Annotated in this window: 23 protein-coding genes and 4 tRNA genes; 1 reads left to right on the top strand and 26 read right to left on the bottom strand. The window is 39.4% G+C overall.

Going from position 1 to position 25,211, the window contains the following annotated elements; translation table 11 throughout:
• Positions 1 to 6 precede the first annotated feature (6 nt).
• From yycF to CVD27_RS20820, 18 genes are all read right to left on the bottom strand, one after another.
• Positions 7 to 717 carry a response regulator YycF gene (gene yycF, locus CVD27_RS20905; protein WP_101650113.1) on the bottom strand — a complete coding sequence of 237 codons (711 nt, stop codon included), beginning with the start codon at positions 715 to 717 and terminating at the stop codon, positions 7 to 9.
• A 207-nt stretch (positions 718 to 924) separates the two neighbouring features.
• A complete protein-coding gene (locus CVD27_RS20900; protein WP_101650111.1) occupies positions 925 to 2,373 on the bottom strand; it encodes a peptidoglycan DD-metalloendopeptidase family protein in 1,449 nt (482 codons plus the stop codon).
• Between the two features lie 358 nt (positions 2,374 to 2,731).
• Positions 2,732 to 2,804, bottom strand: a tRNA-Phe gene (locus CVD27_RS20895).
• Between the two features lie 7 nt (positions 2,805 to 2,811).
• Positions 2,812 to 2,888: transfer RNA gene (locus CVD27_RS20890), tRNA-Asp, on the bottom strand.
• A 64-nt stretch (positions 2,889 to 2,952) separates the two neighbouring features.
• Positions 2,953 to 3,024 (bottom strand) — tRNA-Glu (locus CVD27_RS20885).
• 40 nt (positions 3,025 to 3,064) lie between these two features.
• Positions 3,065 to 3,140 (bottom strand) — tRNA-Lys (locus CVD27_RS20880).
• A gap of 294 nt (positions 3,141 to 3,434) precedes the next feature.
• Positions 3,435 to 4,727 (bottom strand): adenylosuccinate synthase, encoded by a 1,293-nt coding sequence (locus CVD27_RS20875; protein WP_101650109.1) that lies wholly within the window; start codon positions 4,725 to 4,727, stop codon positions 3,435 to 3,437.
• 181 nt (positions 4,728 to 4,908) lie between these two features.
• Positions 4,909 to 6,261, bottom strand: coding sequence for a replicative DNA helicase (dnaB, locus tag CVD27_RS20870; protein ID WP_101650107.1), 1,353 nt, complete (start codon positions 6,259 to 6,261; stop codon positions 4,909 to 4,911).
• A gap of 153 nt (positions 6,262 to 6,414) precedes the next feature.
• Positions 6,415 to 6,864 (bottom strand): 50S ribosomal protein L9, encoded by a 450-nt coding sequence (rplI, locus tag CVD27_RS20865; RefSeq protein WP_101650105.1) that lies wholly within the window; start codon positions 6,862 to 6,864, stop codon positions 6,415 to 6,417.
• Entirely contained in the window at positions 6,861 to 8,834 is a 1,974-nt protein-coding gene (locus tag CVD27_RS20860) for a DHH family phosphoesterase (RefSeq protein ID WP_101650103.1), read from the bottom strand. The genes rplI and CVD27_RS20860 overlap by 4 nt, the downstream gene beginning before the upstream one ends.
• 24 nt (positions 8,835 to 8,858) lie before the next feature.
• Positions 8,859 to 9,800: a YybS family protein gene (locus tag CVD27_RS20855; RefSeq protein WP_101650102.1), complete on the bottom strand. Its 942-nt coding sequence runs from the start codon at positions 9,798 to 9,800 to the stop codon at positions 8,859 to 8,861.
• Positions 9,801 to 9,964: 164 nt separating this feature from the next.
• Complete coding sequence (rpsR, locus tag CVD27_RS20850; protein WP_007088219.1) at positions 9,965 to 10,204, bottom strand: 30S ribosomal protein S18; 240 nt, start codon at positions 10,202 to 10,204, stop codon at positions 9,965 to 9,967.
• A 49-nt stretch (positions 10,205 to 10,253) separates the two neighbouring features.
• Positions 10,254 to 10,772: a single-stranded DNA-binding protein gene (gene ssb / locus CVD27_RS20845; RefSeq protein ID WP_101650101.1), complete on the bottom strand. Its 519-nt coding sequence runs from the start codon at positions 10,770 to 10,772 to the stop codon at positions 10,254 to 10,256.
• A gap of 71 nt (positions 10,773 to 10,843) precedes the next feature.
• Entirely contained in the window at positions 10,844 to 11,131 is a 288-nt protein-coding gene (gene rpsF, locus CVD27_RS20840) for a 30S ribosomal protein S6 (protein WP_101650100.1), read from the bottom strand.
• A 181-nt stretch (positions 11,132 to 11,312) separates the two neighbouring features.
• Positions 11,313 to 12,413, bottom strand: a complete 1,101-nt coding sequence (gene ychF / locus CVD27_RS20835) for a redox-regulated ATPase YchF (protein ID WP_101650099.1) — start codon at positions 12,411 to 12,413, stop codon at positions 11,313 to 11,315.
• Positions 12,414 to 12,549: 136 nt separating this feature from the next.
• Positions 12,550 to 14,556 (bottom strand): molybdopterin-dependent oxidoreductase, encoded by a 2,007-nt coding sequence (locus CVD27_RS20830; protein WP_101650098.1) that lies wholly within the window; start codon positions 14,554 to 14,556, stop codon positions 12,550 to 12,552.
• A gap of 221 nt (positions 14,557 to 14,777) precedes the next feature.
• The gene (locus CVD27_RS20825) at positions 14,778 to 14,975 is read right to left on the bottom strand and encodes a DUF951 domain-containing protein (RefSeq protein ID WP_101650097.1); all 198 of its coding nucleotides are present in this window, start codon (positions 14,973 to 14,975) and stop codon (positions 14,778 to 14,780) included.
• Between the two features lie 13 nt (positions 14,976 to 14,988).
• Entirely contained in the window at positions 14,989 to 15,873 is an 885-nt protein-coding gene (locus CVD27_RS20820) for a mechanosensitive ion channel family protein (protein WP_101650096.1), read from the bottom strand.
• Between the two features lie 188 nt (positions 15,874 to 16,061).
• Between CVD27_RS20820 and yyaC the strand changes: the two genes are divergently transcribed.
• Entirely contained in the window at positions 16,062 to 16,676 is a 615-nt protein-coding gene (gene yyaC, locus CVD27_RS20815; RefSeq protein ID WP_101650095.1) for a spore protease YyaC, read from the top strand.
• A gap of 35 nt (positions 16,677 to 16,711) precedes the next feature.
• Here yyaC and CVD27_RS20810 read toward each other — a convergent pair whose 3' ends face one another.
• The 8 genes from CVD27_RS20810 to mnmE form a co-directional block, all read right to left on the bottom strand.
• A complete protein-coding gene (locus tag CVD27_RS20810) occupies positions 16,712 to 17,425 on the bottom strand; it encodes a DUF554 domain-containing protein (RefSeq protein ID WP_101650093.1) in 714 nt (237 codons plus the stop codon).
• 320 nt (positions 17,426 to 17,745) lie between these two features.
• A complete protein-coding gene (locus CVD27_RS20805; RefSeq protein ID WP_101650091.1) occupies positions 17,746 to 18,597 on the bottom strand; it encodes a ParB/RepB/Spo0J family partition protein in 852 nt (283 codons plus the stop codon).
• Positions 18,590 to 19,351 (bottom strand): ParA family protein, encoded by a 762-nt coding sequence (locus CVD27_RS20800; protein ID WP_101650089.1) that lies wholly within the window; start codon positions 19,349 to 19,351, stop codon positions 18,590 to 18,592. Before CVD27_RS20800 ends, CVD27_RS20805 begins: the two co-directional genes overlap by 8 nt.
• 230 nt (positions 19,352 to 19,581) lie before the next feature.
• Positions 19,582 to 19,773, bottom strand: a complete 192-nt coding sequence (locus tag CVD27_RS20795; protein ID WP_257984451.1) for a hypothetical protein — start codon at positions 19,771 to 19,773, stop codon at positions 19,582 to 19,584.
• A gap of 38 nt (positions 19,774 to 19,811) precedes the next feature.
• Positions 19,812 to 20,669, bottom strand: coding sequence for a nucleoid occlusion protein (gene noc, locus CVD27_RS20790; RefSeq protein ID WP_101650087.1), 858 nt, complete (start codon positions 20,667 to 20,669; stop codon positions 19,812 to 19,814).
• A gap of 124 nt (positions 20,670 to 20,793) precedes the next feature.
• Positions 20,794 to 21,510 (bottom strand): 16S rRNA (guanine(527)-N(7))-methyltransferase RsmG, encoded by a 717-nt coding sequence (gene rsmG / locus CVD27_RS20785; RefSeq protein WP_101650085.1) that lies wholly within the window; start codon positions 21,508 to 21,510, stop codon positions 20,794 to 20,796.
• A 169-nt stretch (positions 21,511 to 21,679) separates the two neighbouring features.
• Positions 21,680 to 23,569, bottom strand: a complete 1,890-nt coding sequence (gene mnmG / locus CVD27_RS20780; protein WP_101650083.1) for a tRNA uridine-5-carboxymethylaminomethyl(34) synthesis enzyme MnmG — start codon at positions 23,567 to 23,569, stop codon at positions 21,680 to 21,682.
• A 138-nt stretch (positions 23,570 to 23,707) separates the two neighbouring features.
• Entirely contained in the window at positions 23,708 to 25,093 is a 1,386-nt protein-coding gene (gene mnmE, locus CVD27_RS20775) for a tRNA uridine-5-carboxymethylaminomethyl(34) synthesis GTPase MnmE (protein ID WP_101650082.1), read from the bottom strand.
• Positions 25,094 to 25,211 lie beyond the last annotated feature (118 nt).

The raw sequence follows: 25,211 nt of genomic DNA, 5'->3' as shown, positions 1-25,211 counted from the left end.
AACTAATTACTCCTGTTCAGGATTGCGCAAATAGTATCCAACCCCGCGACGAGTGACAATCCATGTTGGATGACTTGGGCTATCCTCAATTTTTTCACGCAATCGTCTTACCGTTACGTCTACGGTACGCACATCTCCATAGTAGTCGTATCCCCATACCGTTTGCAGTAAATGCTCTCTTGTCATTACTTGACCAATATGCTGCGCTAAATAATATAGCAGCTCAAATTCACGATGCGTTAACTCAATGGTTTCGCCTCGTTTTGAGACAACATAGGCATCCGGGTGAATGACTAATGAACCAATTTCAATTTCGTTCGTTTCATTTTCAGCATCCGGCTGGGCTAAAATTTGATTATGACGGCGCAAATTCGCCTTAACACGGGCAATCAATTCTCTGGTACTAAATGGCTTTGTAACATAATCATCTGCCCCCAGCTCAAGGCCTAATACTTTATCAATTTCAGAGTCCTTTGCTGTCAGCATGATGATAGGCATCTCATATTTCTTTCGCACCTCTCGGCATACTTCCATTCCATCACGTAATGGAAGCATAATATCTAGGAGGATTAGGTCAGGCTGAATTTCCTCAACCAATTGTAGTGCTTCATTTCCATCATAAGCACAATAAACGTTATAACCTTCTTTTTTTAAGTTAAATTGCAGAATATCAGCAATTGGTTTTTCATCATCTACAACAAGTATTTTCTTTTCCATACTATTTACTCCTTTTTGTTCAATTGATATCTATTCAATTAAAGGGCTATAAAAGTCATACCTATTCTATTTTACTTTACCATTTTATTAGTAGAAATTCATCTATAAGTAGCATTTGGTAAGTTTGGCATAACATCATTTAACACCTTTTACATTAAAATACAAAAAACAAGAGCCTCTAGTATCAAACTAGAGACTCTTCATTCATTAGTTTAAATAAGAAAGTGGATTAACTAAGCTTCCATTTTTATATACTTCAAAATGCAGATGAACTCCGGTTGAATCTCCGGTTGAACCCATAATGCCTATGGCTGTTCCTTTTGAAACGGTTTGCCCAACTCTGACTTTTAGTGAAGACATGTGCCCGTAAAGGGTACGGAAACCATTACGGTGATCAATAATAATCTTATTTCCGTAACTGTTACTCCATCCAGAGAAAATAACCACTCCATTATCGGCAGCCTTTATCGTCTTATTACTAGGTCTGGCGATATCAATACCTTTATGCATTTTTCCCCAGCGCGTCCCCATTTTACTTGAAATATATCCTCCGACTGCCGGCCAGGCAAAGCTGCCCTCCCCGCGAGAAGGGATGACCTTCGTTCCTTTTACAACCATATGATTTACTGGCTGTGCAAGAACTTTTTCGTTGGATTGTTCCTTTTTAATGTTTACACCATTTTGTTCAGAAATTTGATAGGTAACCAATCGAGAACCATTTTGTCCAGCTTGCTTTTCTTTTGTTTCACCCTTCGGTAGAGAGGCATCCTCTATTATTTGATTAGTAAATGGGATTTCTTCCTTTTGATTGACTTCCTTATCCACTATCACTTCAATATATGGCTGAAGTTGGGTTACATTTAATTCCTGGCCAATCTTAAGTACGCTATTCGCTGTTAATCCAGGATTTAGAGCTAATAATTCTCCCACTTTTAAGCCATGGTCATGGGAAATGGTTTCAAGAGCGTCACCAGTCGCTACCGCATATTTTTTTTCTTCTAAAGTGCCCTTTTGCAAGAAAGTTACGGCATCAGCAGCTGTCATAATTTTTTCTGGCGCAATTTCTTTTGCTTCAATTGAAAGATTCTCTGATAAACGGACGTCAACTAGACGAGTTTGATTTTCCTCTAGCGGAGGCAGCACTGGATCCTTTTGCGCTTTCCTTGCCTCGAGTTCATGTAACTGAGCTTCAGTTACATATTGAAGCTTGAGCCTTTTTATTACTTCCTCAGCAGAATCTTTATTATCCAGATACACAACTGGTGTCCCATTAATTACTATGGCTGAAGCTTCCGCCTCTAGTTGAAAAATATTATTAAAGTTTTGGACGGTTTCCTTGTTGTTAGCTGTTGAACGGGCGTCCTGTTCTGGCACATACTTAACGTTTTGCTTAATTTTCAGGTCAATATTTGTAAACGATTTCTTGGCAATGTTTACTCTCTCGTCAATTAGCTTATTCACTACATTCTTATCTGTAACGTTACCTATATAGGTGCCATCTAGATAAACATGATATATTTTAGTAGAATTTGATGATAGTGCCGAAGCAATAGGACCATTACTAAAAGCTATGACCGAAGCAGCCATGGCAGTAATGACTGTTGTTTTAAGCAGTAATAATTTATTAGTTTTTAATTTATTATTCAAAGATAACATTTTTTCCTCCTAAACCACGGTAAAACCCTTATCAGTTCTGTATGTATGTCTAGTAAAGAATTTTTCCTTAATATGAACCATTAATAATTTAACATAGTTTTAATAAAAAAGATTAATAGTCTTAATAATGTAACAGAATTGTATACCAGCTGACATTTTTCAATCTACGGCGACATAATCTAGTAATATTGACACGAATGGATTTGTCGAACATTAATAATGAATAGTATAAATATCCTATTTTACTTAAAAATCCCAGATAGTGAGCAGTATGGTTATATGAATGCGATTTTATTGCAGAAGGAGGGAATTTTTTATATAAAAAAAAGAGGCTTGCTATTGCAAACCTCTTTTGGGATGGCTCAGGACGGAATCGAACCGCCGACACAAGGATTTTCAGTCCTTTGCTCTACCGACTGAGCTACTGAGCCATATGTATGGCGGTCTGGACGGGACTCGAACCCGCGACCTCCTGCGTGACAGGCAGGCATTCTAACCAACTGAACTACCAGACCATATTAATTGATCGTCAGCAAGGAGACCGTCCTTGCCAGCCATTTGCTGACAATCAAAAGCCAATGACCCCTACGGGATTCGAACCCGTGTTACCGCCGTGAAAGGGCGGTGTCTTAACCGCTTGACCAAGGGGCCATATTATTATTGAAAGTTATTTTGCTTACGCAAAAAACTTTGGTGAGCCATGAAGGACTCGAACCTTCGACCCTCTGATTAAAAGTCAGATGCTCTACCGACTGAGCTAATGGCTCGTACTAATATAATTTCCTAAACGTTGATTTTCGCCGGATGCCCACGCCTCAGAAAGCTTATTCAAGTAGCAGCTCGGCGTGTGCCCTGATGCTTTTTCAATGAAGCTTATTCGATCGTGCTCTACCGACTGAGCTAATGGCTCGTATTGTTCCCACAACTTTTTGTCGTATCGTGACGACGCTTCTTATAATAGCATGGATATTTGAAACTGTGCAATACTTTTTTTAAAGTTTTTTAAAGTTTTTTATTAAAAAAATCTGAAGCCCTCATAAGAGAGGGCTTCAATTTTTTAATTATATCTGTCTCCAAGGGCTGCGGACAACATTTGTTTGTGTGCGATCTGGACCTACAGAGAAGGTAGTTAATGGGACACCAGTTAACTGTGTTACACGTTCAACATAATGACGGGCATTAACAGGCAGTTCATCTAATGATTTCACTCCAGTAATATCCTCTGTCCAGCCAGGAAGCTCCTCATAAATAGGTTCACATTGGGACAAGATTTTTAAGTTTGCAGGATATTCAGTAATTACTTCATCCTTATATTGGTAAGCTGTACAAATTTTTAATGTCTCAATTCCTGTTAAAACATCAATCGAGTTCAGAGATAGATCCGTTAAGCCGCTCACACGACGGGCATGACGAACCACGACACTATCAAACCAGCCGACACGGCGTGGACGGCCTGTTGTAGTTCCATACTCACGGCCAACCTCACGGATACGATTGCCGATTTCATTATTTAGTTCTGTTGGGAATGGACCATCACCAACACGAGAAGTGTAGGCCTTACATACACCAACTACGTGCGTAATTTTAGATGGGCCTACCCCAGAGCCGATTGTAACGCCTCCAGCAACGGGATTAGAAGAAGTAACAAATGGGTAAGTACCTTGATCAATATCAAGCATTACACCTTGAGCACCTTCAAATAATACCCGTTTGCCTTCGTCTAATGCGTCATTCAATACAACAGATGTATCACAGACATACTTTTCAATTTGTTGGCCATATTCATAATATTCATCTAAAATGTCTTCTTTTTTAAAGCCTTCTGTCTCATAGATTCGTTCAAACAAACGATTCTTTTCTGCAAGATTTTGCTCGAGTTTTTCTTCAAAAATTTCACGGTCTAGCAAATCAGCAATCCGAATACCAACACGGGCAGCCTTGTCCATATAAGCAGGACCGATTCCTTTTTTGGTTGTGCCAATTTTATTATCGCCTTTGCGTAATTCTTCTACTTCATCTAATTTCAAGTGATAAGGGAGAATGACATGGGCACGGTTACTGATCCGAAGATTATCCGTTGTTACGCCCTTCTCATGTAAATAAGCAAGCTCTGCCACTAGTGCTTTCGGGTCAACAACCATACCATTGCCGATGACACTTATTTTTTCTTTATTAAAAATCCCAGACGGAATTAAATGTAACTTGTAAGTTTCACCATTAAATTTAATGGTATGTCCAGCATTATTTCCACCTTGATAACGAGCAATAACTTCTGCATTTTCAGAAAGAAAATCGGTAATTTTCCCTTTTCCTTCGTCTCCCCATTGTGTTCCAACAACGACTACTGATGACATGAATGGCACCTCCGAAATTTCTGCTACTTAATTTAATCTATCCATAGTTTATCAATTTTAGCCTACTAAAGTCAACAAAACACGAACATTTCGTATAACGCAAGAAAAATATGTTCGTATATATACGAATCTATAAATATATAAAAAGGATTAGCCAAATAGGGCTAATCCTTTTTATAAACTACGCACCAGAAGGCTCATAACGTGTCTCAAGGTTTACGAATTTATTATATTCCTTTACAAATGCTAAAGAAACCGTTCCGGTTGGACCGTTACGCTGTTTGGCAATAATAATTTCGATAATATTTTTATTCTCCGATTCTTTATCATAGTAGTCATCACGGTATAAGAACGCAACGATATCAGCGTCCTGCTCAATACTACCAGATTCACGGATATCCGACATCATCGGACGCTTGTCCTGACGCTGCTCAACACCACGAGAAAGCTGAGAAAGGGCAATAACAGGGACTTTAAGTTCACGTGCCAACTGTTTAAGTGAACGTGAAATTTCAGATACTTCCTGCTGACGGTTTTCACCCGATCTTCCGCTTCCTAAGATAAGCTGCAAATAATCAATTAAAATCATTCCTAGGCCATGCTCTTGCTGGAGACGACGGCATTTTGAACGGATATCACTAATTCTAACACCGGGAGTATCATCAATAAAAATCCCCGAATTTGAAAGACTGCCCATTGCCATTGTCAGTTTACCCCAGTCATCATCGGTAAGTGAACCTGTACGAAGTCTTTGTGCATCTATATTTCCTTCCGAACAAAGCATACGCATAACAAGCTGTTCTGCACCCATCTCGAGACTGAAGATGGCTACATTTTCACCGGTTTTAATCGCAACATTAGAAGCAATATTCAAGGCAAAGGCCGTTTTACCCACGGAAGGACGGGCTCCTACGATGATTAAATCATTACGCTGGAATCCGGCCGTCATTCTATCCAATTCAGCAAATCCAGTAGAGATACCAGTAATTTCTCCTACTCGGTTATGCATTTCTTCAATATTGTCGTACGTACGGACGAGAACATCTTTAATATTATGGAAAGCTCCGGCATTTTTTCTCTGTGCCACTTCCATAATACTTTTTTCTGCTTCGCTTAAAAGAGCTTCCACTTCATCTTCACGAGAATATCCATCAGAAGCAATATTCGTTGCTGTTCTGATTAATCTCCTTAGAAGAGACTTTTCTTCTACTATTCTAGCATAATACTCTATGTTTGCTGCAGTCGGTACAGAAGCAGACAAATCACTTAAGTAACTAACACCGCCAATATCTTCAATCAGTTTAGCAGCAGCTAGTTCCTCTGTGACCGTCACAAGGTCAACTGCTTTTCCTTGATCATTTAAATCCAGCATGACATTGAAGATTTTTTGGTGAGAGGCACGGTAAAAGTCTTCAGGTATTAATATTTCTGATGCCAGAGTCAGCGCAGAGGGCTCTAAAAAGATAGCCCCAAGTACAGCTTGTTCAGCCTCAATATTTTGTGGCGGCATACGATCCGCTAATACATCATTCATCTATAAAAAACCTCCTAGCTTAGAAGGATTAGTTAAAACTATATTATCATATCTCTAAAAGAAAAAAGTGACCAGTCATAACCGATCACAAGAAGTTCTACTTCAATTATTTTAACATGTTTATCGAGACTTTCGTACTGGCAAATTTTCACCTTATTTAATTTCAGTTACTGAAACCGTTAATGTAGCTGTGACCTCATGATGAAGCTTGACCGGAACCTTTGTATGTCCCAATGTACGAATGGCATCAGCTAATTCCATTTTGCGCTTATCAATTTTAATGCCATGGTTCTTTTGTAATTCTTCAGCAATTTGCTTGGTAGTAATAGAACCAAATAATCGGCTGCCTTCACCAGCTTTAGCCTTCAATTCAACTGTAATTTTATCTAAAACTTCCTTCAGCTTTTTAGCCTCAGCAAGTTCTTGTGCTGCAACCTTTTCTTCCTTTTTCTTTTGTGCATCAAGAGAACTGATATTAGCATTGTTGGCTTCAATGGCGAGCCCTTGTTTAATTAGAAAATTATGCGCATAGCCATCGGCTACATTTTTAACTTCTCCTTTTTTCCCTTTCCCTTTAACATCCTTTAAAAAAATGACTTTCATTCTTTTTTCACTCCTTCAAAATATTCATCAATGGCGAGTTTTAATTGGATCTCTGTTTCGTCTATAGTCAGCCCTGTCAGCTGGGTTGCTGCATTTGTTAAATGGCCTCCGCCTTTAAGGCTCTCCATAATCACTTGCACATTGATATTTCCAAGCGACCTGGCACTGATAGCGATGACACCTTCATCCCTTTTGGCTATTACAAAAGAGCCGACTACCCCATCCATCGTTAATAAGGTATCTGCCGCCTGAGCAATAATCACTTGATCATACAGTTCCATTTCTAAACCCTTTGCAATCGCAATTCCCTCACGGTAGAACGATACCGATTCAATTAACTTCGACCTTTTTATATATGTATCGACGTCTTCTTTCAGGAACTTTTGAACAAGAATCGTATCGGCTCCATGTGCCCGTAGATAAGATGCAGCATCAAATGTCCTTGAACCAGTTCTTAGTGTAAAGCTTTTTGTATCGACAATGATTCCAGCTAAAAGAGCGGTCGCTTCAATCATTTCAATTTTACTCCGTTTAGGCTGATATTCCAAAAATTCCGTTACAAGCTCTGCAGTAGAAGAGGCATAAGGCTCCATATATACAAGCAGAGGATTGGCAATAAACTCTTCTCCACGGCGATGATGGTCAATGACCACCACATGGTCAATTTTATTTAGAAGTTTTTCCTCCATTACCATCGAAGGCTTATGAGTATCGACAACAACAAGCAAGGTTTTCTCTGTGGAAATTTCTAGTGCTAATTCAGGTTCAATAAAATAAGAATATAATTCTTCTTGATGGCGTAATTCATGCATTAACCTTTTGACACCACTGTCCATTTCCTGCATATTAACAACAATATACGCTTCCTTCTGGTTCATTTGGGCTACCTTATAAATACCAATACTTGAACCAATCGAATCCATATCAGGGTTCTTATGACCCATGATGATGACCTTATCACTGGCAATAATTAAATCTCTGAGAGCATGAGAGATGACCCGCGCTCTTACTCTTGTCCTTTTCTCAACAGGGTTGGTTTTGCCCCCATAAAACTTCACCTTACCGCTCGGGAGTTTAATCGCAACCTGGTCACCGCCTCTTCCTAGGGCTAGGTCCAGGCTTGATTGCGCTAAAGCACCTAATTCAGGGAGAGAAGATACTCCTGTACCCACACCTATGCTCAATGTGAAGCTGACATTTTGCTTAGAGGTCATTTCTCTGACTTCATCGAGGATCGTAAACTTCCCTTTTTCAAGAATGCGTAAAATTCTTTCACTAAATACAGCGATAAAGCGCTCCGAGGAAACACGTTTTAAGTAAATTCCATTATCCTGAGCCCATTTATTTAAAATGGAGGTTACTAAATTATTAATACTTCCACGCATTTGATCGTCCATACCTTGGGTGAGATCATCATAATTATCGAGGAAAATCGTTGCAATAACCGTTCGATCTTCCTGATATTTCTTCTCAATCTCTGTTTGCTCTGTTACATCAAAGAAATATAACAGTCTTTCTTCCCGTTTGTGAACCACACGAAATTTACGCTCATGAAGAGTGATAATTTCTGTTTCTACCTCTTGTTTAATTAATGGAATCAACGCATCAGCAACATCATAAAGTGATCTGCCCACTAATGTTACTTCATCAAAGCAGGAGGAAAGATAAGGATTCGTCCATTCAATATAATAGTCTTCGTTGATGAGCATAATCCCGATTGGCATTTCCATTAGTGCCTCTTCGCCAACCTTCTTTACTCGATAGGAAAGCGTAGAGATATATTCCTCCATCTCTTTTCGCTCTCGACGGTCAATGACAAACATATAGTAGAGGGGCACTAACATTAATAAAAGCCCTGCTATGCTCAAAATCCAATTATATAAATACAGGATGATAAGCAAGATCACAGTAACGCCAATTAGCCCATAAAAAGGGTAACGAATTGACCGCTTTTCAAAAAATGCAGGCAAAGTCTTCAGCTCCTTGACGTATTACTATTTTTTCTCAAATCGCTTTCTAAAATCAAAACCTAAGTCGGCAATGCCTAATATCCTTATTATATAATGAACAATCGGAATGATGAAAGATAGAATTACAACGAACATGGCAAGTCCTTTTCCAATAGAACGCTGATGGAAAATGTAGAATAAACAAGCTAATCCTTGAAGGAACAAAAACATTTCCAATATAAATCTTGCATTAACTAAAACCAAATATAAATAAGTGCCTTCTTGAGGGTGAAATAATAAATATCCTCCTAAAGCCGCTAAATAATACCATAAAAGACTTTTAGGCAGCATTAAATTTCTAAATTTCCCCCATGATTGAACCGTAAGACCAAACCTTTTGGCAATAGGAAAGCAAATCCACTGTGTTACAAAAGCATAAAAAAGGGACACAATGATTAAATACCCGGGTGCCAACTCTTTAATGCCTTTAACTAATGCAGCATTTTGCTCCTTTAATAGCTTTATCTGCTCTTCCTTTCCAACAGCCTTTAACATTGGCTCGGCTTGTTTCATCGATTGATCTAAGACCGTGTTTAATTCATCAATAAAATTGATTTTCATAAATGTAGCAAGTACGACATAAGAGATGATTAAACCGACAATAAAGGTAAGTGTACCCCCAATTAAAACAGCTGTCCGGCTTTTTGTTTTTTGAGCTGCATAGCCCATAACGATACCAGCCACTCCAAAAAGGATCATGGTTGACAGCCCCTGGATAGAACCAGCGATAAAGGCAAGAATTAAAGCAGCAAGAAAGAAGACGGCTATATGTTTCAAGCCATTCTTTGCTGAAAACATAATGAATGGCAGCGGCAGGATAAAAACACTAATCACACTTAAAGGCGGTATGTAGATTGTTATCAATAAAAAGACTATAAAGGCCGCTAATAAAATGGCACCCTCCGTTAAGTTGCGGATATTTTTCACTTCAACACCTCTTAATTTAAATCTATCTCTTTATTTTAGCCACTAACGTGTTTTCATACAACTTAGAAATAGAAAAAGACAGTAAGGACGAAACCTTACTGTCTTTTTCGGAATGCAAAAAAAGTGCATCCTAGCTTCAGCGCCTAAGGGCGCTTACGCTTTATTTATTCTCCAGCCACGAATGGTAGTAATGCCATTTGACGTGCACGTTTGATTGCAACTGTTAGTTTACGTTGGTATTTAGCGCTAGTACCAGTTACACGACGTGGTAAAATTTTTCCACGCTCAGAGATGAATTTTTTAAGTAAATCTACATCTTTATAATCAATGCGAGTGATACCATTTGCTGTGAAATAGCACACTTTACGACGTTTTGCGCGACCGCCTTTACGTCCTCCTGCCATGAAAATTCCCTCCTTTTAGTATTTTTTAATAACGTTCATAAGGTTCATTTTAGAATGGAAGATCGTCATCAGAGATGTCAATCTGACCAGTTCCTGCAAATGGATCTTCATCCATGCGCGTAAAACCTTTGTTTTGATTTTGATTTGGACGTTGATTCTGATTGCCGCTGCCATATGAATTCCCTTGTGGTTCCATAGGAGGAGCACCATAATAATCGTTGTTGCTTCTTCCGCCACCACCAGAGGACGACCTAGGCTCTAGAAATTGAACACTTTCTGCTTGAACCTCTGTAACGTAAACACGTTTACCATCTTGTCCTTCATAGTTGCGCGTTTGAATACGGCCATCAACACCTGCAAGGCTGCCCTTTTTTAAGAAGTTCGCTACATTCTCTGCAGGTTTACGCCAAACAACACAGTTAATAAAGTCTGCTTCACGCTCACCTGATTGACTAGAAAATGGACGATTAACAGCTAAAGTAAAAGTAGCAACAGGGACCCCATTTGGTGTATAACGCAAATCTGGATCTTTTGTTAAACGGCCAACAAGCACGACACGATTCATCATCAGAATCAACTCCTTTTCTTTTGGTAATATGTTCCACGTGGAACCATTTCACCAAGAAATTTATATAAATCTTAAGCTTCTTCTTTAATTACGATATGGCGAATGATATCTTCGCTGATTTTTGCAAGACGAGAAAATTCTTGTACTGCAGCAGCTGAAGATGTTGTTTTAGCGATTTGGTAGTATCCGTCACGGAAATCGTTGATTTCGTATGCAAGACGACGCTTACCCCAATCCTTTGTTTCAGCAGTTTCCGCACCATTTTCAAGAAGAATTGTGTTAAAACGCTCAACAAGAGCCTTTTTCGCTTCATCTTCAATATTTGGGCGGATGATGTACATGATTTCGTACTTATTCATCACAGTCACCTCCTTTTGGTCTAAACGGCCCGATTGGGCAAGGAGCAATTATTCATTACTCACAAGTTGAAATTATATCACAAGTATTTTCTAAATGCAACGTCCTTCACATTTTCTCCATTTTTATTGAAAAGATTTAAAAAAGGAGTAGCTCAAGAAAGAGCCAGCTCCTAATTAATTATTATACGTTAAAGCGGAAATGGATAACGTCGCCGTCTTTTACTTCATACTCTTTACCTTCTAAGCGGACTTTTCCTGCTTCTTTAGCAGCATTATGACTTCCTGCTGCTAATAAATCATCAAAGGAAACTGTTTCAGCCCGGATAAAGCCACGCTCAAAATCAGAGTGGATAACGCCGGCACATTGTGGTGCTTTCATTCCTTTTCTGAAGGTCCAAGCACGAACTTCTTGTACTCCTGCTGTGAAGTAAGTAGCTAAACCAAGCAGACTGTAGGCTGCACGAATCAATTGATCTAAACCTGATTCCTCAATACCTAACTCCGAAAGGAACATGGCCTTTTCTTCACCCTCAAGCTCAGCTATTTCTTCCTCAATTTTCGCACAAACAACAATGACTTCTGCATTATCTGCAGCAGCATATTCCCGAACCCTCTGAACATACTCATTACCAGATGGATCCGCAATATCATCTTCACTTACGTTTGCCACATATAGTACAGGCTTAATCGTTAAAAGATGCAGTCCTTTTACTAACTTCATCTGTTCTTCCGTAAAGTCAACCGTACGAGCAGGCTTCTCTGCTTCAAAGGCATCACGAAGCATGGCGAGGACCTCAAACTCAGCAGCCGCATCTTTATCCTTTTGCTTAGCCAATTTTTCTACTCGGCTGATTCTTTTTTCTACTGTTTCCATATCAGCCAGGATTAACTCAAGATTGATGGTTTCGATATCATCAATTGGATCCACCTTACCTGATACATGGGTAATGTTTTCGTCAGCAAAACAACGGACTACCTGACAAATTGCATCCACTTGACGGATGTGAGAAAGGAACTTGTTTCCGAGTCCTTCCCCTTTACTAGCACCTTTCACAATTCCGGCAATATCAGTAAATTCAAAGGCAGTTGGAACTGTCTTTTTTGGCTGAACAAGTTCGGTTAATTTTTGCAGGCGATAGTCAGGTACCTCTACAATTCCTACGTTTGGATCAATCGTACAAAAGGGGTAATTCGCTGATTCCGCTCCTGCTTGGGTAATTGCATTAAATAATGTCGATTTACCAACGTTCGGCAAACCGACAATACCAGCTGTTAAAGCCATTCACGCTCACTCCTAAATAAGAAATCTATATAAAAAATAAAGTTCTTTTATATATTCAAAAGCCTCTCACAATTATAAGGCAACTAATCCTAAAAAGACAAGATATACAAAAAACTGGTACGGAACTTCGCACCAGTTAGTTTACCTTTTCCACATTAACCACACAGTCATATAACGTACTTCCTAGACCGTTATCCGACTCACGGCTCGAGGTCAGTTGATTAACAGAGCCGCCAAACCTCTTCCAAATGCCTTCATCAATATTTATCGTGTCAGGATGAGCCTTCGATAATATTGAAATATATCCTTTTACTTCCCCTCGGTCATTCCACACTCTTACATAATCGCCATTCGAAAATCCTCGTTCTTCTGCAATATTAGAAGCAATCTCTACCTTTAACTTCAGATTATTCCCTAATAAGTGGTAATTTTGTGAGTGATTTGAACGCATGGGATGGATGGTTAACAGCTGATAAGGATAGATTTTAGTCAGAGAAGGACTTTCCCATTTTGATTCATCTGGAACGGCTAATGTTAACAAGCCATTCATGCCTTTTCTTTCGCCCAAAAGAGAAGTAAATTCGAATTTACCGCTTGGAGTTTGAAATTTACGATGACACCATGGCACCTTTTCAACCGGTAATTCAAGTGTGTGCTGATCCTTTAACTTTTCCAGGGTAATACCTGCACCTTGTAATGGTTTCAAGGTCATCCTTAACCATTCATCTCTTGTAAAAGAAAAATCTTCTCCAAATCCAAGTCTTGCGGCCAGCTGTGTCCAAATCCACAAATCCGACTTGGCTTCTCCAGGAGCCGTAATCAGTTTTGGACCATAGTTTATATAATGATGATACATCGATGAATAATAAAAGTCTTCTTCTTCAAATGCAGTGGTTGTTGGCAAGACATAATCCGCAAAAAGGGCGGTATCTGTCATAAATTGCTCTAGTACTACTACTGTCGGCACCGAAGAGAAGGCCCTTTTCACTACACCAGTATCAGGCACTTGGGTAAGTGGGTTTCCACATGACACCACAATCATTTGGATAGCTGGATCCGCTGCTTTTAATATTTCTTCCGCTTGCTTCATAATTGAAAATTGTCGGTTTTCCTGTTTACGATGTGAAAGTGTTAACTCATCAAAGGCAAAACTTTGACCAACTTGGAGATTGGCATAATTTGCACCACCGCCTGGTATTCCTATATTTCCACTCACAGCTGCAAGGGCATCAATCAAGCGAATGGTATTGCCTCCGTTTTTATATCGCTGTAAGCCCAACCCCATATAGGTTGCCGTAGGCCTATCGCTGTAAACATAGGCTAACTGGGTAATAGCCTCACAAGAAACTTCGGTCATTTCACTTATTTTTTCCAGGGAAATTCCGTCAAGAAGCTTCATTAAATCCGTGAAACCATGTGTGGATCGCTCAATAAAATCCCGATCCTCTAATCCAAGCCGAAGGATCTCCTTCATAATCCCTGCAGCCAGAATTCCATCCATTCCTGGCTTTACAGTGATAAATTCATCGGCTTGTTTAGCAATCGCATTATATAGAGGATCAATCACATATAATTTTGTCCCTTGCTTTTTTGCCTCTAGCAATCTTTCATATAAATGCATATTGGTTCTGGCGACATTTCGCCCCCAAATAACAATGTTTTTACTGTTAGTAATATCATCTGGTTCATGGCTATAGGCATTCCCGAAATCCCACTTCTGCGCTTCAATCCCCGCTCCCCAGCAGAGGGACCCATATAATTCCGTTACACCGCCATAACAATTAAAAAAACGTTGATCAAGATTCTTTAAAATTCCATTATTCGCATAGTCATGACTGTGCAAAACAGCAGTTGTACCAACTGTTTCTTTTATAGTACGGAGCTTCTCAGCTATTTCACCGAGTGCTTGCTCCCAAGAAATTTCAACAAATTCCCCGTTTATCTTTTTTAACGGATGCAATAATCGCTCGGTTGAGTTTGTTCTTTTCTCGAGCATCCGGCCCCGTCCGCAAATTTTCCCCCTAGTGATCGGATGTGTATCGTCACCCTCTACTTTAACAACCTTGCCTTCGGCGATTGTTACATTAAAGCCACAGCTATCCCAGCAATTTAGTGGACATGCAGCCTTTCGTATTTCTGCCATACTCTAGAACCCCCGATTTCACCTATCTGTAAAGAAGGCTCTTTTCGTAAACTTTGTTGTTTTTGAACCTTGTAAAGGACCGAAAACTTAAGTTTTAGGGCAATTCCCGCAAATGTTCTTACGAAAAGATGCCACGATGCATATAGTTATACGTGTCGATGAACTTTTACGAAAAACAACAATTTATGCGAAAATAGCCTTAAAAAAAGAAGCATGAAAAATTATCCTTCATGCTTGACCAAAATCTTTTTCATTTTCCTCGAAAATTCTTTTCTTGGGATTAAAACACTATGACCGCAGCCTTCACATTTAATCCGGACATCCATTCCCATTCGGATAATTTTCCACCGATTGGTTCCGCATGGATGTTGTTTTTTCATTTCTACAACGTCATTTAGGGCAAATTCTTTTTCTTCCATTTGTTTGTCCCCCTTAAACACTCGGTTCTTTTATATTTCCATTTTCCTTCGAATACATGACCATCCGCGGATACGGAATTTCAATTCCATGCTCATCAAGAGATTGTTTAATATCTTTCCGTATTTTTCTTGATACAGCAGCATGCTGCATTGGCAATGTTTCTGCAACAATTCTTAATGTTACCTCGGAAGGTCCAAAGTTTTGGATACCTAGAAAATCAGGTACCTTAACAAGTTCCTCATATTTATCCGGCATGGTTGCAAGTAATTCTCTAATAACCTTCTCGGCCTTATCGATATTTTCTTCATAAGCAATCCCGACATCTATGATTGCTAAGCTGTTATTAAGCGAGAAGTTTGTTACTTCCAGAATATTACCATTTGGTAAAATATGAACTTCCCCAGTCCAGCTTTTTAATTTGGTGGTTCTTAATCCAATGGATTGGACGTTTCCTTCAAATTGTCCTATGCGAACATGATCGCCAACGGAAAACTGATCTTCAAAAATAATAAAAAATCCGGATATAACATCCTTTACCAGGCTTTGTGCACCAAAGCCGACAGCTAAACCAACTACTCCGGCTCCTGCGATAAGTGCCTTCACATCTATACCTAATACAGAAAGAACCATCATAAAGGCAATAAAATAAACGACATAGGTAAGGACATTATCTAATAGTCTAGAAAGAGTAGCTTCTCTTCGTTCAGACGTATTCAGCGGAGAGAGGTTTCTAATTTTAAAAATGTTATGAACCGCCAGCTTGCCAATTCGTATGAATACATTGGCAATTGCCATGATTACAATTATTTTAAGCAAGCCTTCACCTAGATTCAACCATGTATCTTCATTTTGATATTTATCTAAAAGCTTTTGTAGTCCTCTTTGTGTAATACTCATAGAACACCTTCCTCAACCCTTTTGTACCTAATCTATTTTAACAATTTTTCAACTTAGTTAATAGCATAATGAATTTTCATTTTTTACCTATTCAATGTATAGATTTTCAAAATTTTCCGTATAATGATTAAAAATGCGGCGGCGCTGGAGCTGGTCTATTACACTTATTACATTAGGGAGTGGGCTGAATGAATCTGAAATCTAGTTTTTTCGACAGGAGAGGGAAGGTAAGTATTGTTCATGATGATTCTGATGCTGCTGAACAGCTTGCTCAAGAATTACTCCTGAATATCCCTAGTGTAACAAGACAACCGATTGTATTTGTATGTATTGGGACAGACCGCTCCACAGGGGATTCCCTAGGACCGCTAGTCGGAAGTATCCTGGAGGAGAAAAGGCTTCAATCCTTTTATGTTTACGGAACCTTAGATCAGCCTATACATGCAGTGAATCTGGCAGATAAAATAAAAGAGATCCATACCATTCATGCCAATCCATATATAATAGGGATTGATGCCTGCTTAGGACGCATAAAGAATGTCGGTGTTATCCAATTAGGGAATGGGCCAGTCAAACCTGGTGCAGGGGTGAACAAAGATCTTCCTGCAGTAGGTGACATCCATATAACTGGTATCGTCAATGTCAGCGGGTTTATGGAATTTTTTGTCCTACAGAATACCAGGTTAAATCTTGTCATGAGAATGGCCAAAACCATAGCTGCCGGAATCTATCAAGCAAGCCTGCTTTATTCAAAGCAAAGTTGGGTTGACTTAGATTGGATTGAAGAGGAAAAAACAAATTAAAAGAGCAATCGATACGATTGCCCTTTTATTCTTCATTAAAACATATGATGATAGCTAAAAAGAAAAGTGACAATCATTCCTGTAACTACAATTCCAGGCAGAAGATTGGCAACTTTAATTTTTACCATACCAGTCAAGTTTAAGCCAATGGCAAAAATCATCACACCGCCTGTTGCAGTCATCTCTACGATGAATTGATCCATTAATTCCTTAGGAACAAAACGGTCAATTTGTGTAGCAAATAAAGCGATTAACCCCTCATAGAGGACTACAGGGATGGTTGAAAAAATCACACCTATTCCTAGAGTAGTTGTTAATATTAAGGCAGTAAAACCATCGATGATGGATTTTGTATATAACACATCATGGTCCCCGCGAATACCGCTATCAAGTGCACCAATGATTGCCATAGCTCCAATAACAAAAATTAAGGTAGCTGTAACAAATCCTTCTGAAATACTCCCTTTACCGTTCGAACCCACCTTACTCTCAAGCCATCCGCCTAAATCATTTAACTTATCTTCTAATTTTAATAATTCACCGACAACTGCACCGACTACCAAGCTGATAATAACAATCAGGAAGTTTTCACTCTTTAAACCCATTTGTAATCCTAAGACCATGACAGCCAGTCCAATCGCATACATGACTGTAACTTTCATTCCCTCTGGTATTCGATTTAACATTTTACCAAGAAGAGTACCAATAATAATCAACAGTCCGTTAACAAGTGTTCCTAATAAAAACATGTCTTTACCCCTTTTTCGCCCCTCGAAATAATAATAGTTATAACCTATCATGTTTCTGACAGAATGAAAAGAATTTTTTAAAACAAAAGCGCAAGCGCCCGTTAAGCGGCGTATGGCCTGGAGCGCTTTGACTGAGATAAAGGAAACACGAAGAGCGATAGTGATTCGATGTTGACTTATCGTAGGGAAAAGAGCGAAGGACACTAGCCGTTGGGCGCTGGAGCTGGACGTGTCTATATATGTAAAAAGTGGTCGACTATTACTAAATTTGTATTTATCCAACTCAAAATAAAACCCGCCAATTGGCGAGTTTAGTTTAGTTATAAAGATAACTTTTCTTGGTCAAGCATTTCTAAGATGCGTTCTAAATCTTCTTGTGAGAAAAATTCAATTTCTATTTTCCCTTTATTCTTCTTTTGGACAATATTCACTGTTGTTCCGAACCGTTCACGAAGAGAATGCTCATGCTGTTGTAAAAACACATCTTTTTTCTTTTCAGCTTTCTTTGTTTCACGTGAAACATTCTCATTTAGTTGCTGAATTATTTTTTCTAACTGACGTACATTTAATCCTTCGTTGATTACCTTTTCTACAAGAACAGGCAGTTTCGCTTTCTGTCTGAGTCCTAATAATGCACGGCCGTGTCCCATAGAAATGCTGCCGCTTGAAATTAGTTCTTGAATTTTAGGCGGGAGGGAGAGAAGGCGGATATGATTTGCCACATGTGGACGGCTTTTGCCTAATCGCTTGGCTACCTCTTCTTGAGTCAGCTTTAACTTCTCCATTAAAGTTTGATAAGCTTGTCCCTCTTCTATTGGATTCAAGTCTTCTCTTTGCAGGTTTTCAAGTACAGCTAATTCCATCATTTGCTGCTCCGTGAGCTCCCGGACAACAGCTGGAATTGATTCAAGCTTTGCTTCTTTAGCAGCTCTATAGCGGCGTTCACCGACGACAATTTCATAGCCTCTAATACTTTTGCGGACAACAATTGGCTGGAGAATTCCATGCTCAATGATGGAATCCCTTAATTCATCAATCGTTTCTTGTTGGAAGGTTTTTCGTGGCTGATATGGGTTTGGACGAAGTTCCTTTAACTTGATTTCTTGGACTGTTTCTTCTTTACTTACTTCATTAAAAAAAGCATTCAGCCCTTTTCCTAAACCTTTAGCCATTTGAGACCACTTCCTTTGCTAAATCTAAATATACTTCAGCACCGCGGGATTTGGCATCATAAGTAATAATTGGCTCCCCGTGGCTTGGCGCCTCACTTAGACGTACATTTCTTGGAATGATGGTTTTATAGACTTTATCTTGGAAGTATTTTTTTACTTCTTCAATCACTTGAAGTCCAAGGTTGGTTCGAGCATCGAGCATGGTTAGCAGCACGCCCTCAATTTTTAGATCCTGATTTAAATGTTTCTGAACGAGTCGAACTGTATTTAGTAATTGACTTAACCCTTCTAATGCATAGTACTCACATTGTACAGGGATTAATACAGCATCTGATGCAGTTAATGCGTTTAATGTTAATAACCCTAATGATGGCGGACAATCAATAATAATATAATCAAACTGATCCTTCACTTCTCCTAGAGCCCGTTTTAGGCGGACTTCTCTTGAAATGGTGGGAACCAATTCAATTTCGGCTCCTGCTAGTTGAATAGTAGCCGGAATAGCATACAAATTCTCAACAGATGTTGCTTTAATAACATCCTTTGCTTCCACATCATCTACTAAAACATCATATATACACTGTTCAACTTCAGCCTTTTCAATACCAACTCCGCTTGTTGCATTTCCCTGCGGATCAATGTCGACTAGTAAGACCCGTTTCCCTATGTATGCTAAGCAGGCACCTAGGTTGACAGAGGTTGTCGTTTTTCCGACTCCACCTTTTTGATTTGCGATTGAAAGGATTTTCCCCACGTTGTCACCTACCCTATAATTTAAAATTATTAATCTTGCATACTATCAAATATATTAATTATCTCCTATACGGAAATGAAAGTAAAATTTCCATTCATTTATTTTACCATGATTTTTATAGTAGTTGGTTTTTTTCTAAAAAAATTCCATCTAGGAATTTCGCTTATTTTTTTCCAATTGGAATAGAAAAGTGAAAGCGCCTGCTTATTTTTTCTTATAAAAAGGCTGTGTTAAAATATGGATGTTGATTTCCGCTCCAGGCGCTTCGCTTTCCGCGGGCGTGCCGGGGAGCCTCCTCGGCGCTTTGCACCTGCGGGGTCTCCCCAGCCCCGTACTCCCGCAGGAGTCGAGCGCCTTCCGCTCCAATCAACATGATTACAAAAATCAACAATGACTTTTAATAGAATATAAAAAAGAACCAAACATCATCTTGTCTGGTTCTTCCTGTAATCTATGAAATTTACTTCTTCTTTGGGATACGAATCGTAAACTGGTAGAATTCTTCAAATTCTTCTTCTTCAGAATCCAAATTAATCCCGCTGTCCGATACCATTGATAACGATTGACGGATGGTATTTACAGCAATTCTCATATCTTTACTGAAAGCCTTGCGCTTAGGCTTCGGTTGTTGATTTTTTTGCTCAAGCAGACGGACAACCCGTTCCTCCGTTTGCTTAACATTTAGATTTCTTTCCAATACTTCAGCTAATAAGGCCACTTGTTTTTCCGGATCCTTTAACGGAATCAAGGCACGTGCATGACGCTCAGTTATGACCTTGCTTAATAAGGCATCCTGAACTGGCTGTGGTAATTTTAGAAGACGCAGCTTGTTTGCGACAGTAGACTGGCCTTTTCCAAGGCGCTGCGCTAATGCTTCCTGCGTTAAATTGTGTAATTCAAGCAGCTTACCATAAGCAATGGCTTCTTCAATCGGAGATAATTCCTCACGTTGTAAATTTTCAATAAGAGCAACAGAGGCAGTCTCCGTATCCGAGAGGTTTTTAACAATGGCAGGTGCATCTGCCCAGCCAAGCTTTTTCATAGCCCGCCAACGTCGCTCACCGGCAATAATTTCAAATTTATTGTCAGCAAACTCCCGGACCACAATCGGCTGAATAATACCATGTATATGAATCGTGCGAGATAATTCTTCTATTTTGTCTTCATCAAATACCGTCCGTGGCTGGAATCGGTTCGGAATTATTTGGTTAATCGGTATTTTCTTGATCTCTTCGCCTCGTTCTATCTCCAGCTCCTGCTCAACCTCTTGCTCTCCCTTTTCGCCGAGGCCAAAAAAGCGTGTAAATGAACTCTTCATCCCCAACACCACCTTTAAGAAACTCCCTATTATTTATTCTATATACGAATAATTTCTTCCTGCCTGGGATATAATTTTTGTAAAAAATGTTAAGTGCGTTTAGACTCATCTGACTAATTTTATGTTATTCAATTGGCAACTTGCTAGGTGTACCCGGCTTGCGCGGGTATTTTTTTGGTGTATGTTTTTCCTTTTTAATAATCAAAATGGTTCTTTCACTATCTTCCATTGGCAATGTAAATGTATGTACATTTTCAACCTTGCCGCCAAGAGTGGTTATCGCCTTTTGTGCAGTGTCTAGCTCTTCTTTTGCATGCAAAGCCTTCATGGCTAGAAAATGTCCGCCCACTTTTGCTAATGGTAAACAAAACTCACTTAACACAGACATCCTGGCTACTGCCCTTGCGGTTACAACATCAAAGTTTTCCCTGTAAGCTGGATTTACCCCAAAGGTTTCCGCGCGGTCATGAACAAAATGGATATTTTCCAAATTTAAAACCTTCGCAAGATGATTTAAAAAGGAAATCCGTTTGTTTAATGAGTCTACAATGGTCACTTCAATATGTGGAAAAACAATTTTTAAAGGAATGCTTGGAAAACCTGCCCCTGCACCCACATCGCATAAATGGAAAGGCTTTGAAAAATCAAAATAGAAGGAAGCTGTGATTGAATCATAAAAATGCTTTAAATAGACATCCGATTTTTCAGTAATGGCGGTTAAGTTCATTTTTTCATTCCACTCAACCAACGTTGTAAAGTAGGCTTCAAACTGGTCAAGCTGTTTTTCAGAAAGGGAGATCCCCTTCTCCTGAAGATTCGCCTTAAATTGTTCGATGTTCATTTTTTAATCTTCCTCACTAGTTATCGCCTAACCGCTAAGAGCTCTAGAATGTAGAGCTCTGCAGTTTAGCTTTTCAATATATTAGAAAAATCCATTGGTCTTTGAGAATTGTCCAGCTGCGGCGCCCAGCGACTAGTGTACGTCGCTAAACGGGCACCTGCGTTTTTCCTTATTCATTTGAAACCTTAGCAATTTTCCCTTGCTCAAGGTAAACAAGCAGAATGGAGATATCTGCAGGATTAACACCCGAAATGCGGGAAGCCTGGGCAATGGAAACTGGTTTAATTTTCTTAAGCTTTTGTTTTGCTTCTGTTGCCAGCCCATTAATGGCATCATAATCAATATTTTCAGGAATCTTTTTGTTTTCCATTTTCTTAAGGCGTTCTACTTGCGCAAGCGATTTATCAATATAACCCTCGTATTTAATTTGAATTTCTACTTGTTCTTTAATTTCATCATTCAAAGGAAGGTCGCTTTTTGTCAATTTCTCTAACAGCTCATATGTCATTTCAGGTCTTTTTAATAAATCAGAAGCTAGGATACCATCTTTTAGTTCACTTCCGCCACTGCTTCGAATTAATTCTTGGACTTCTGCAGATGGTTTTAATCTAACCGATTGTAAACGTTCCTTTTCATTCTCAATCGCTTTCTTCTTTTCTAAAAAGGCCTCATAACGTTCATCACGAATTAAGCCAATTTTATGACCAATCTCCGTCAAACGTAGATCTGCATTATCATGACGCAACAATAGACGATACTCGGCACGTGAGGTTAACAAACGGTAGGGCTCATTGGTTCCTTTTGTGATTAAATCATCTATTAAAACTCCAATATATGCATCAGATCGGCTCAAGACTAATTGCTCTTTGCCTAAAGCGTTCAATCCTGCATTTATTCCTGCCATAATTCCTTGGCCAGCAGCTTCTTCATAGCCGCTTGTTCCATTAATTTGACCTGCAGTATATAAATTTTTTACAACCTTTGTTTCTAATGTTGGCCATAATTGAGTCGGAACAATGGCATCATACTCGATGGCATAACCAGCCCTCATCATTTGAGCATTTTCCAATCCAGGAACTGTTTTAAGAATCTTCAGCTGTACGTCCTCAGGAAGGCTTGTAGACATTCCCTGTACATAGACTTCTTGTGTATTTCTTCCTTCTGGCTCAAGGAAAATTTGATGACGCGGTTTATCGTTAAATCGAACAACCTTATCTTCAATTGATGGGCAGTATCTAGGACCTGTTCCTTTAATCATTCCTGAGAACATCGGTGAACGGTGCAGGTTATTATCAATAATTTGATGTGTTTGGTCATTTGTATAGGTTAACCAGCATGGCAGCTGATCGGTAATATACTTAGTTGTTTCATATGAAAATGCTCTCGGAACATCATCACCTGGTTGAATTTCTGTCTTGCTATAATCGATTGTATTGCTATTAACCCTTGGCGGAGTTCCCGTTTTAAAGCGCGCTAGTTCAAAACCAAGCTCTTCTAAGTGTTCAGACAGCCTGATAGAAGGCTGCTGGTTATTAGGGCCGCTTGAATATTTCAATTCGCCTAAAATAATTTCACCGCGTAAATAAGTTCCAGTGGTAATGACTACTGTTTTTGAACGATAAATAGCACCTGTTTTTGTTATAACCCCTTGAACAGTCCCATCTTCAACAATCAATTGCTCGACCATGCCTTGGAGCAGAGTTAAATTAGGTTCTTCTTCAAGTGTTTTTTTCATTTCATGCTGATAGGCAAATTTATCTGCTTGTGCCCTTAACGCGCGCACGGCAGGACCTTTACCCGTATTTAACATTCTCATTTGAATGTGAGTTTTATCAATATTTTTACCCATTTCTCCGCCAAGCGCATCAATTTCGCGAACAACTATCCCCTTGGCTGGCCCGCCGACAGATGGGTTACATGGCATAAATGCCACCATATCTAAGTTAATTGTAATCATTAAAGTCTTTGCGCCAAGTCTTGCAGCAGCTAGTCCAGCTTCACAACCGGCATGCCCTGCACCTACGACAATGGCATCAAAATTTCCTGCTTCGTATTGCATTTGTTTCCTCCTTTTCCGTCCTATAACGGAAACGTTGCTTCTCCTAGCTCCATTCTTCTAGCTCAGAATGAAAAGAACGCTTTTTAATTATCGTATCCGAAAATAAGCATTAATAAAACGAACGCCCACCCTAGTTTTCTATTTTCCTAAGCAAAATTGCGAGAACAATTGGTCAATCAAGCTTTCATGAACACTATCCCCAATAATTTCACCTAGGAGTTCCCATGTTCTTGTCATGTCTATTTGGACAATATCAATGGGTACTCCTGTTTCTACCCCTTGAATAGCATCATCTATTGTATGAAGGCTCTGATTCAATATCGCTATATGACGGGTATTTGAAACATAAGTCATATCTCCTGCTTCAAGCGACCCTGCAAAAAATAAAGAAGAAATGGCCTCCTCCAGTGCATCGACACCACGGTCTTCTAATAAAGAAGTAGTCACGAGTTTATGCTCTTTAGAAAGTTCATGAACCCGTTCCATATCAATTTTTTGCGGCAGGTCAGTTTTGTTCACAATAACGATAACATCCATTCCCTTGACAACTTCAAACAGATTCTCATCTTCCGCAGTCAGTTGATCAGAGTAATTTACCACAAGTAAAATTAAATCTGCCTCTTTTAACACCTGGCGGGATCTTTCCACGCCAATCCGTTCCACGATATCTTCCGTTTCACGAATGCCAGCTGTGTCTAACAATCTAAGCGGAACTCCGCGAACATTGACATACTCCTCAATCACATCTCGGGTGGTTCCCGGAATATCCGTAACAATGGCTTTGTTTTCATGAACAAGGCTATTTAAAAGAGAAGATTTCCCAACGTTTGGACGGCCGACAATAACCGTTGACAAGCCCTCTCGTAATATTTTCCCCTGCTGGGACGTTTGCAGAAGTTTTTGAATTTCTTCCCTTACAAAATGAGCTTTTTCTAAAAGAAGCTTATGGGTCATCTCTTCGACATCATCATATTCGGGATAATCAATATTTACCTCCACATGGGCTAAGACCTCTAAAATTTCCTGGCGTAATTTCCGAATCAACTTTGAGAGACGGCCTTCCATTTGCCCAAGAGCTACATTCATTGCCCGGTCCGTTTTTGCCCGAATTAAATCCATCACAGCTTCTGCTTGTGATAAGTCAATTCGTCCATTTAAAAAGGCACGCTTTGTAAATTCACCCGGTTCCGCCAATCTTGCTCCATATTTTAATACATGCTGCAGCACTCGATTAACAGAAACAATTCCTCCGTGGCAATTAATTTCGACGACATCTTCTTTAGTAAAAGTTTTTGGCCCCTTCATAACTGAAACCATTACTTCCTCAATGACCTCATCATTTTTCGGATCCAGCAAGTGTCCATAATGAATCGTATGGCTGGCAGCATCCTTTAGTCTCTTTCCGCCAACACCTTTAAACAACTTGTCCGCAATCGGAATGGCCTCATCTCCACTCAGGCGCACAATCGCAATGGCCCCCTCGCCCATCGGTGTCGAGATTGCCGCAATTGTATCGAATTCCATTTACTTCACCTCACACGTAAAAATTCCATCTATTTTATAATTTCCTGATTTATATCCAAAAAAATAGAATACCACATCCGTAACTGTTAAAAAAGCAATCAAACTTTACTTGTCTTAG

Source organism: Neobacillus cucumis, assembly GCF_002860255.1.
In the GTDB taxonomy this organism is placed as follows: domain Bacteria; phylum Bacillota; class Bacilli; order Bacillales; family Cytobacillaceae; genus Neobacillus; species Neobacillus cucumis_A.
This window is presented reverse-complemented; position numbering and strand designations above follow the sequence as displayed.

Coding starts and splice junctions, on each gene's coding strand:
- ssb (WP_101650101.1), bottom strand. CDS start 10,772: ATGATGAATCGTGTCGTGCTTGTTGGCCGTTTAACAAAAGATCCAGAT.
- mnmG (WP_101650083.1), bottom strand. CDS start 23,569: ATGCAATACGAAGCAGGAAATTTTGATGCCATTGTCGTAGGTGCAGGG.
- rplI (WP_101650105.1), bottom strand. CDS start 6,864: ATGAAAGTCATTTTTTTAAAGGATGTTAAAGGGAAAGGGAAAAAAGGA.
- rpsF (WP_101650100.1), bottom strand. CDS start 11,131: ATGAATAAGTACGAAATCATGTACATCATCCGCCCAAATATTGAAGAT.
- noc (WP_101650087.1), bottom strand. CDS start 20,669: ATGAAGAGTTCATTTACACGCTTTTTTGGCCTCGGCGAAAAGGGAGAG.
- dnaB (WP_101650107.1), bottom strand. CDS start 6,261: ATGAATGATGTATTAGCGGATCGTATGCCGCCACAAAATATTGAGGCT.
- CVD27_RS20875 (WP_101650109.1), bottom strand. CDS start 4,727: ATGTCATCAGTAGTCGTTGTTGGAACACAATGGGGAGACGAAGGAAAA.
- CVD27_RS20900 (WP_101650111.1), bottom strand. CDS start 2,373: ATGTTATCTTTGAATAATAAATTAAAAACTAATAAATTATTACTGCTT.
- CVD27_RS20825 (WP_101650097.1), bottom strand. CDS start 14,975: ATGGAAGAAAAAGAATTTGCCCTAAATGACGTTGTAGAAATGAAAAAA.
- CVD27_RS20820 (WP_101650096.1), bottom strand. CDS start 15,873: ATGAGTATTACACAAAGAGGACTACAAAAGCTTTTAGATAAATATCAA.
- rsmG (WP_101650085.1), bottom strand. CDS start 21,510: ATGAACATCGAACAATTTAAGGCGAATCTTCAGGAGAAGGGGATCTCC.
- CVD27_RS20805 (WP_101650091.1), bottom strand. CDS start 18,597: ATGGCTAAAGGTTTAGGAAAAGGGCTGAATGCTTTTTTTAATGAAGTA.
- CVD27_RS20830 (WP_101650098.1), bottom strand. CDS start 14,556: ATGGCAGAAATACGAAAGGCTGCATGTCCACTAAATTGCTGGGATAGC.
- rpsR (WP_007088219.1), bottom strand. CDS start 10,204: ATGGCAGGAGGACGTAAAGGCGGTCGCGCAAAACGTCGTAAAGTGTGC.
- yyaC (WP_101650095.1), top strand. CDS start 16,062: ATGAATCTGAAATCTAGTTTTTTCGACAGGAGAGGGAAGGTAAGTATT.
- CVD27_RS20810 (WP_101650093.1), bottom strand. CDS start 17,425: ATGTTTTTATTAGGAACACTTGTTAACGGACTGTTGATTATTATTGGT.
- yycF (WP_101650113.1), bottom strand. CDS start 717: ATGGAAAAGAAAATACTTGTTGTAGATGATGAAAAACCAATTGCTGAT.
- mnmE (WP_101650082.1), bottom strand. CDS start 25,093: ATGGAATTCGATACAATTGCGGCAATCTCGACACCGATGGGCGAGGGG.
- ychF (WP_101650099.1), bottom strand. CDS start 12,413: ATGGCTTTAACAGCTGGTATTGTCGGTTTGCCGAACGTTGGTAAATCG.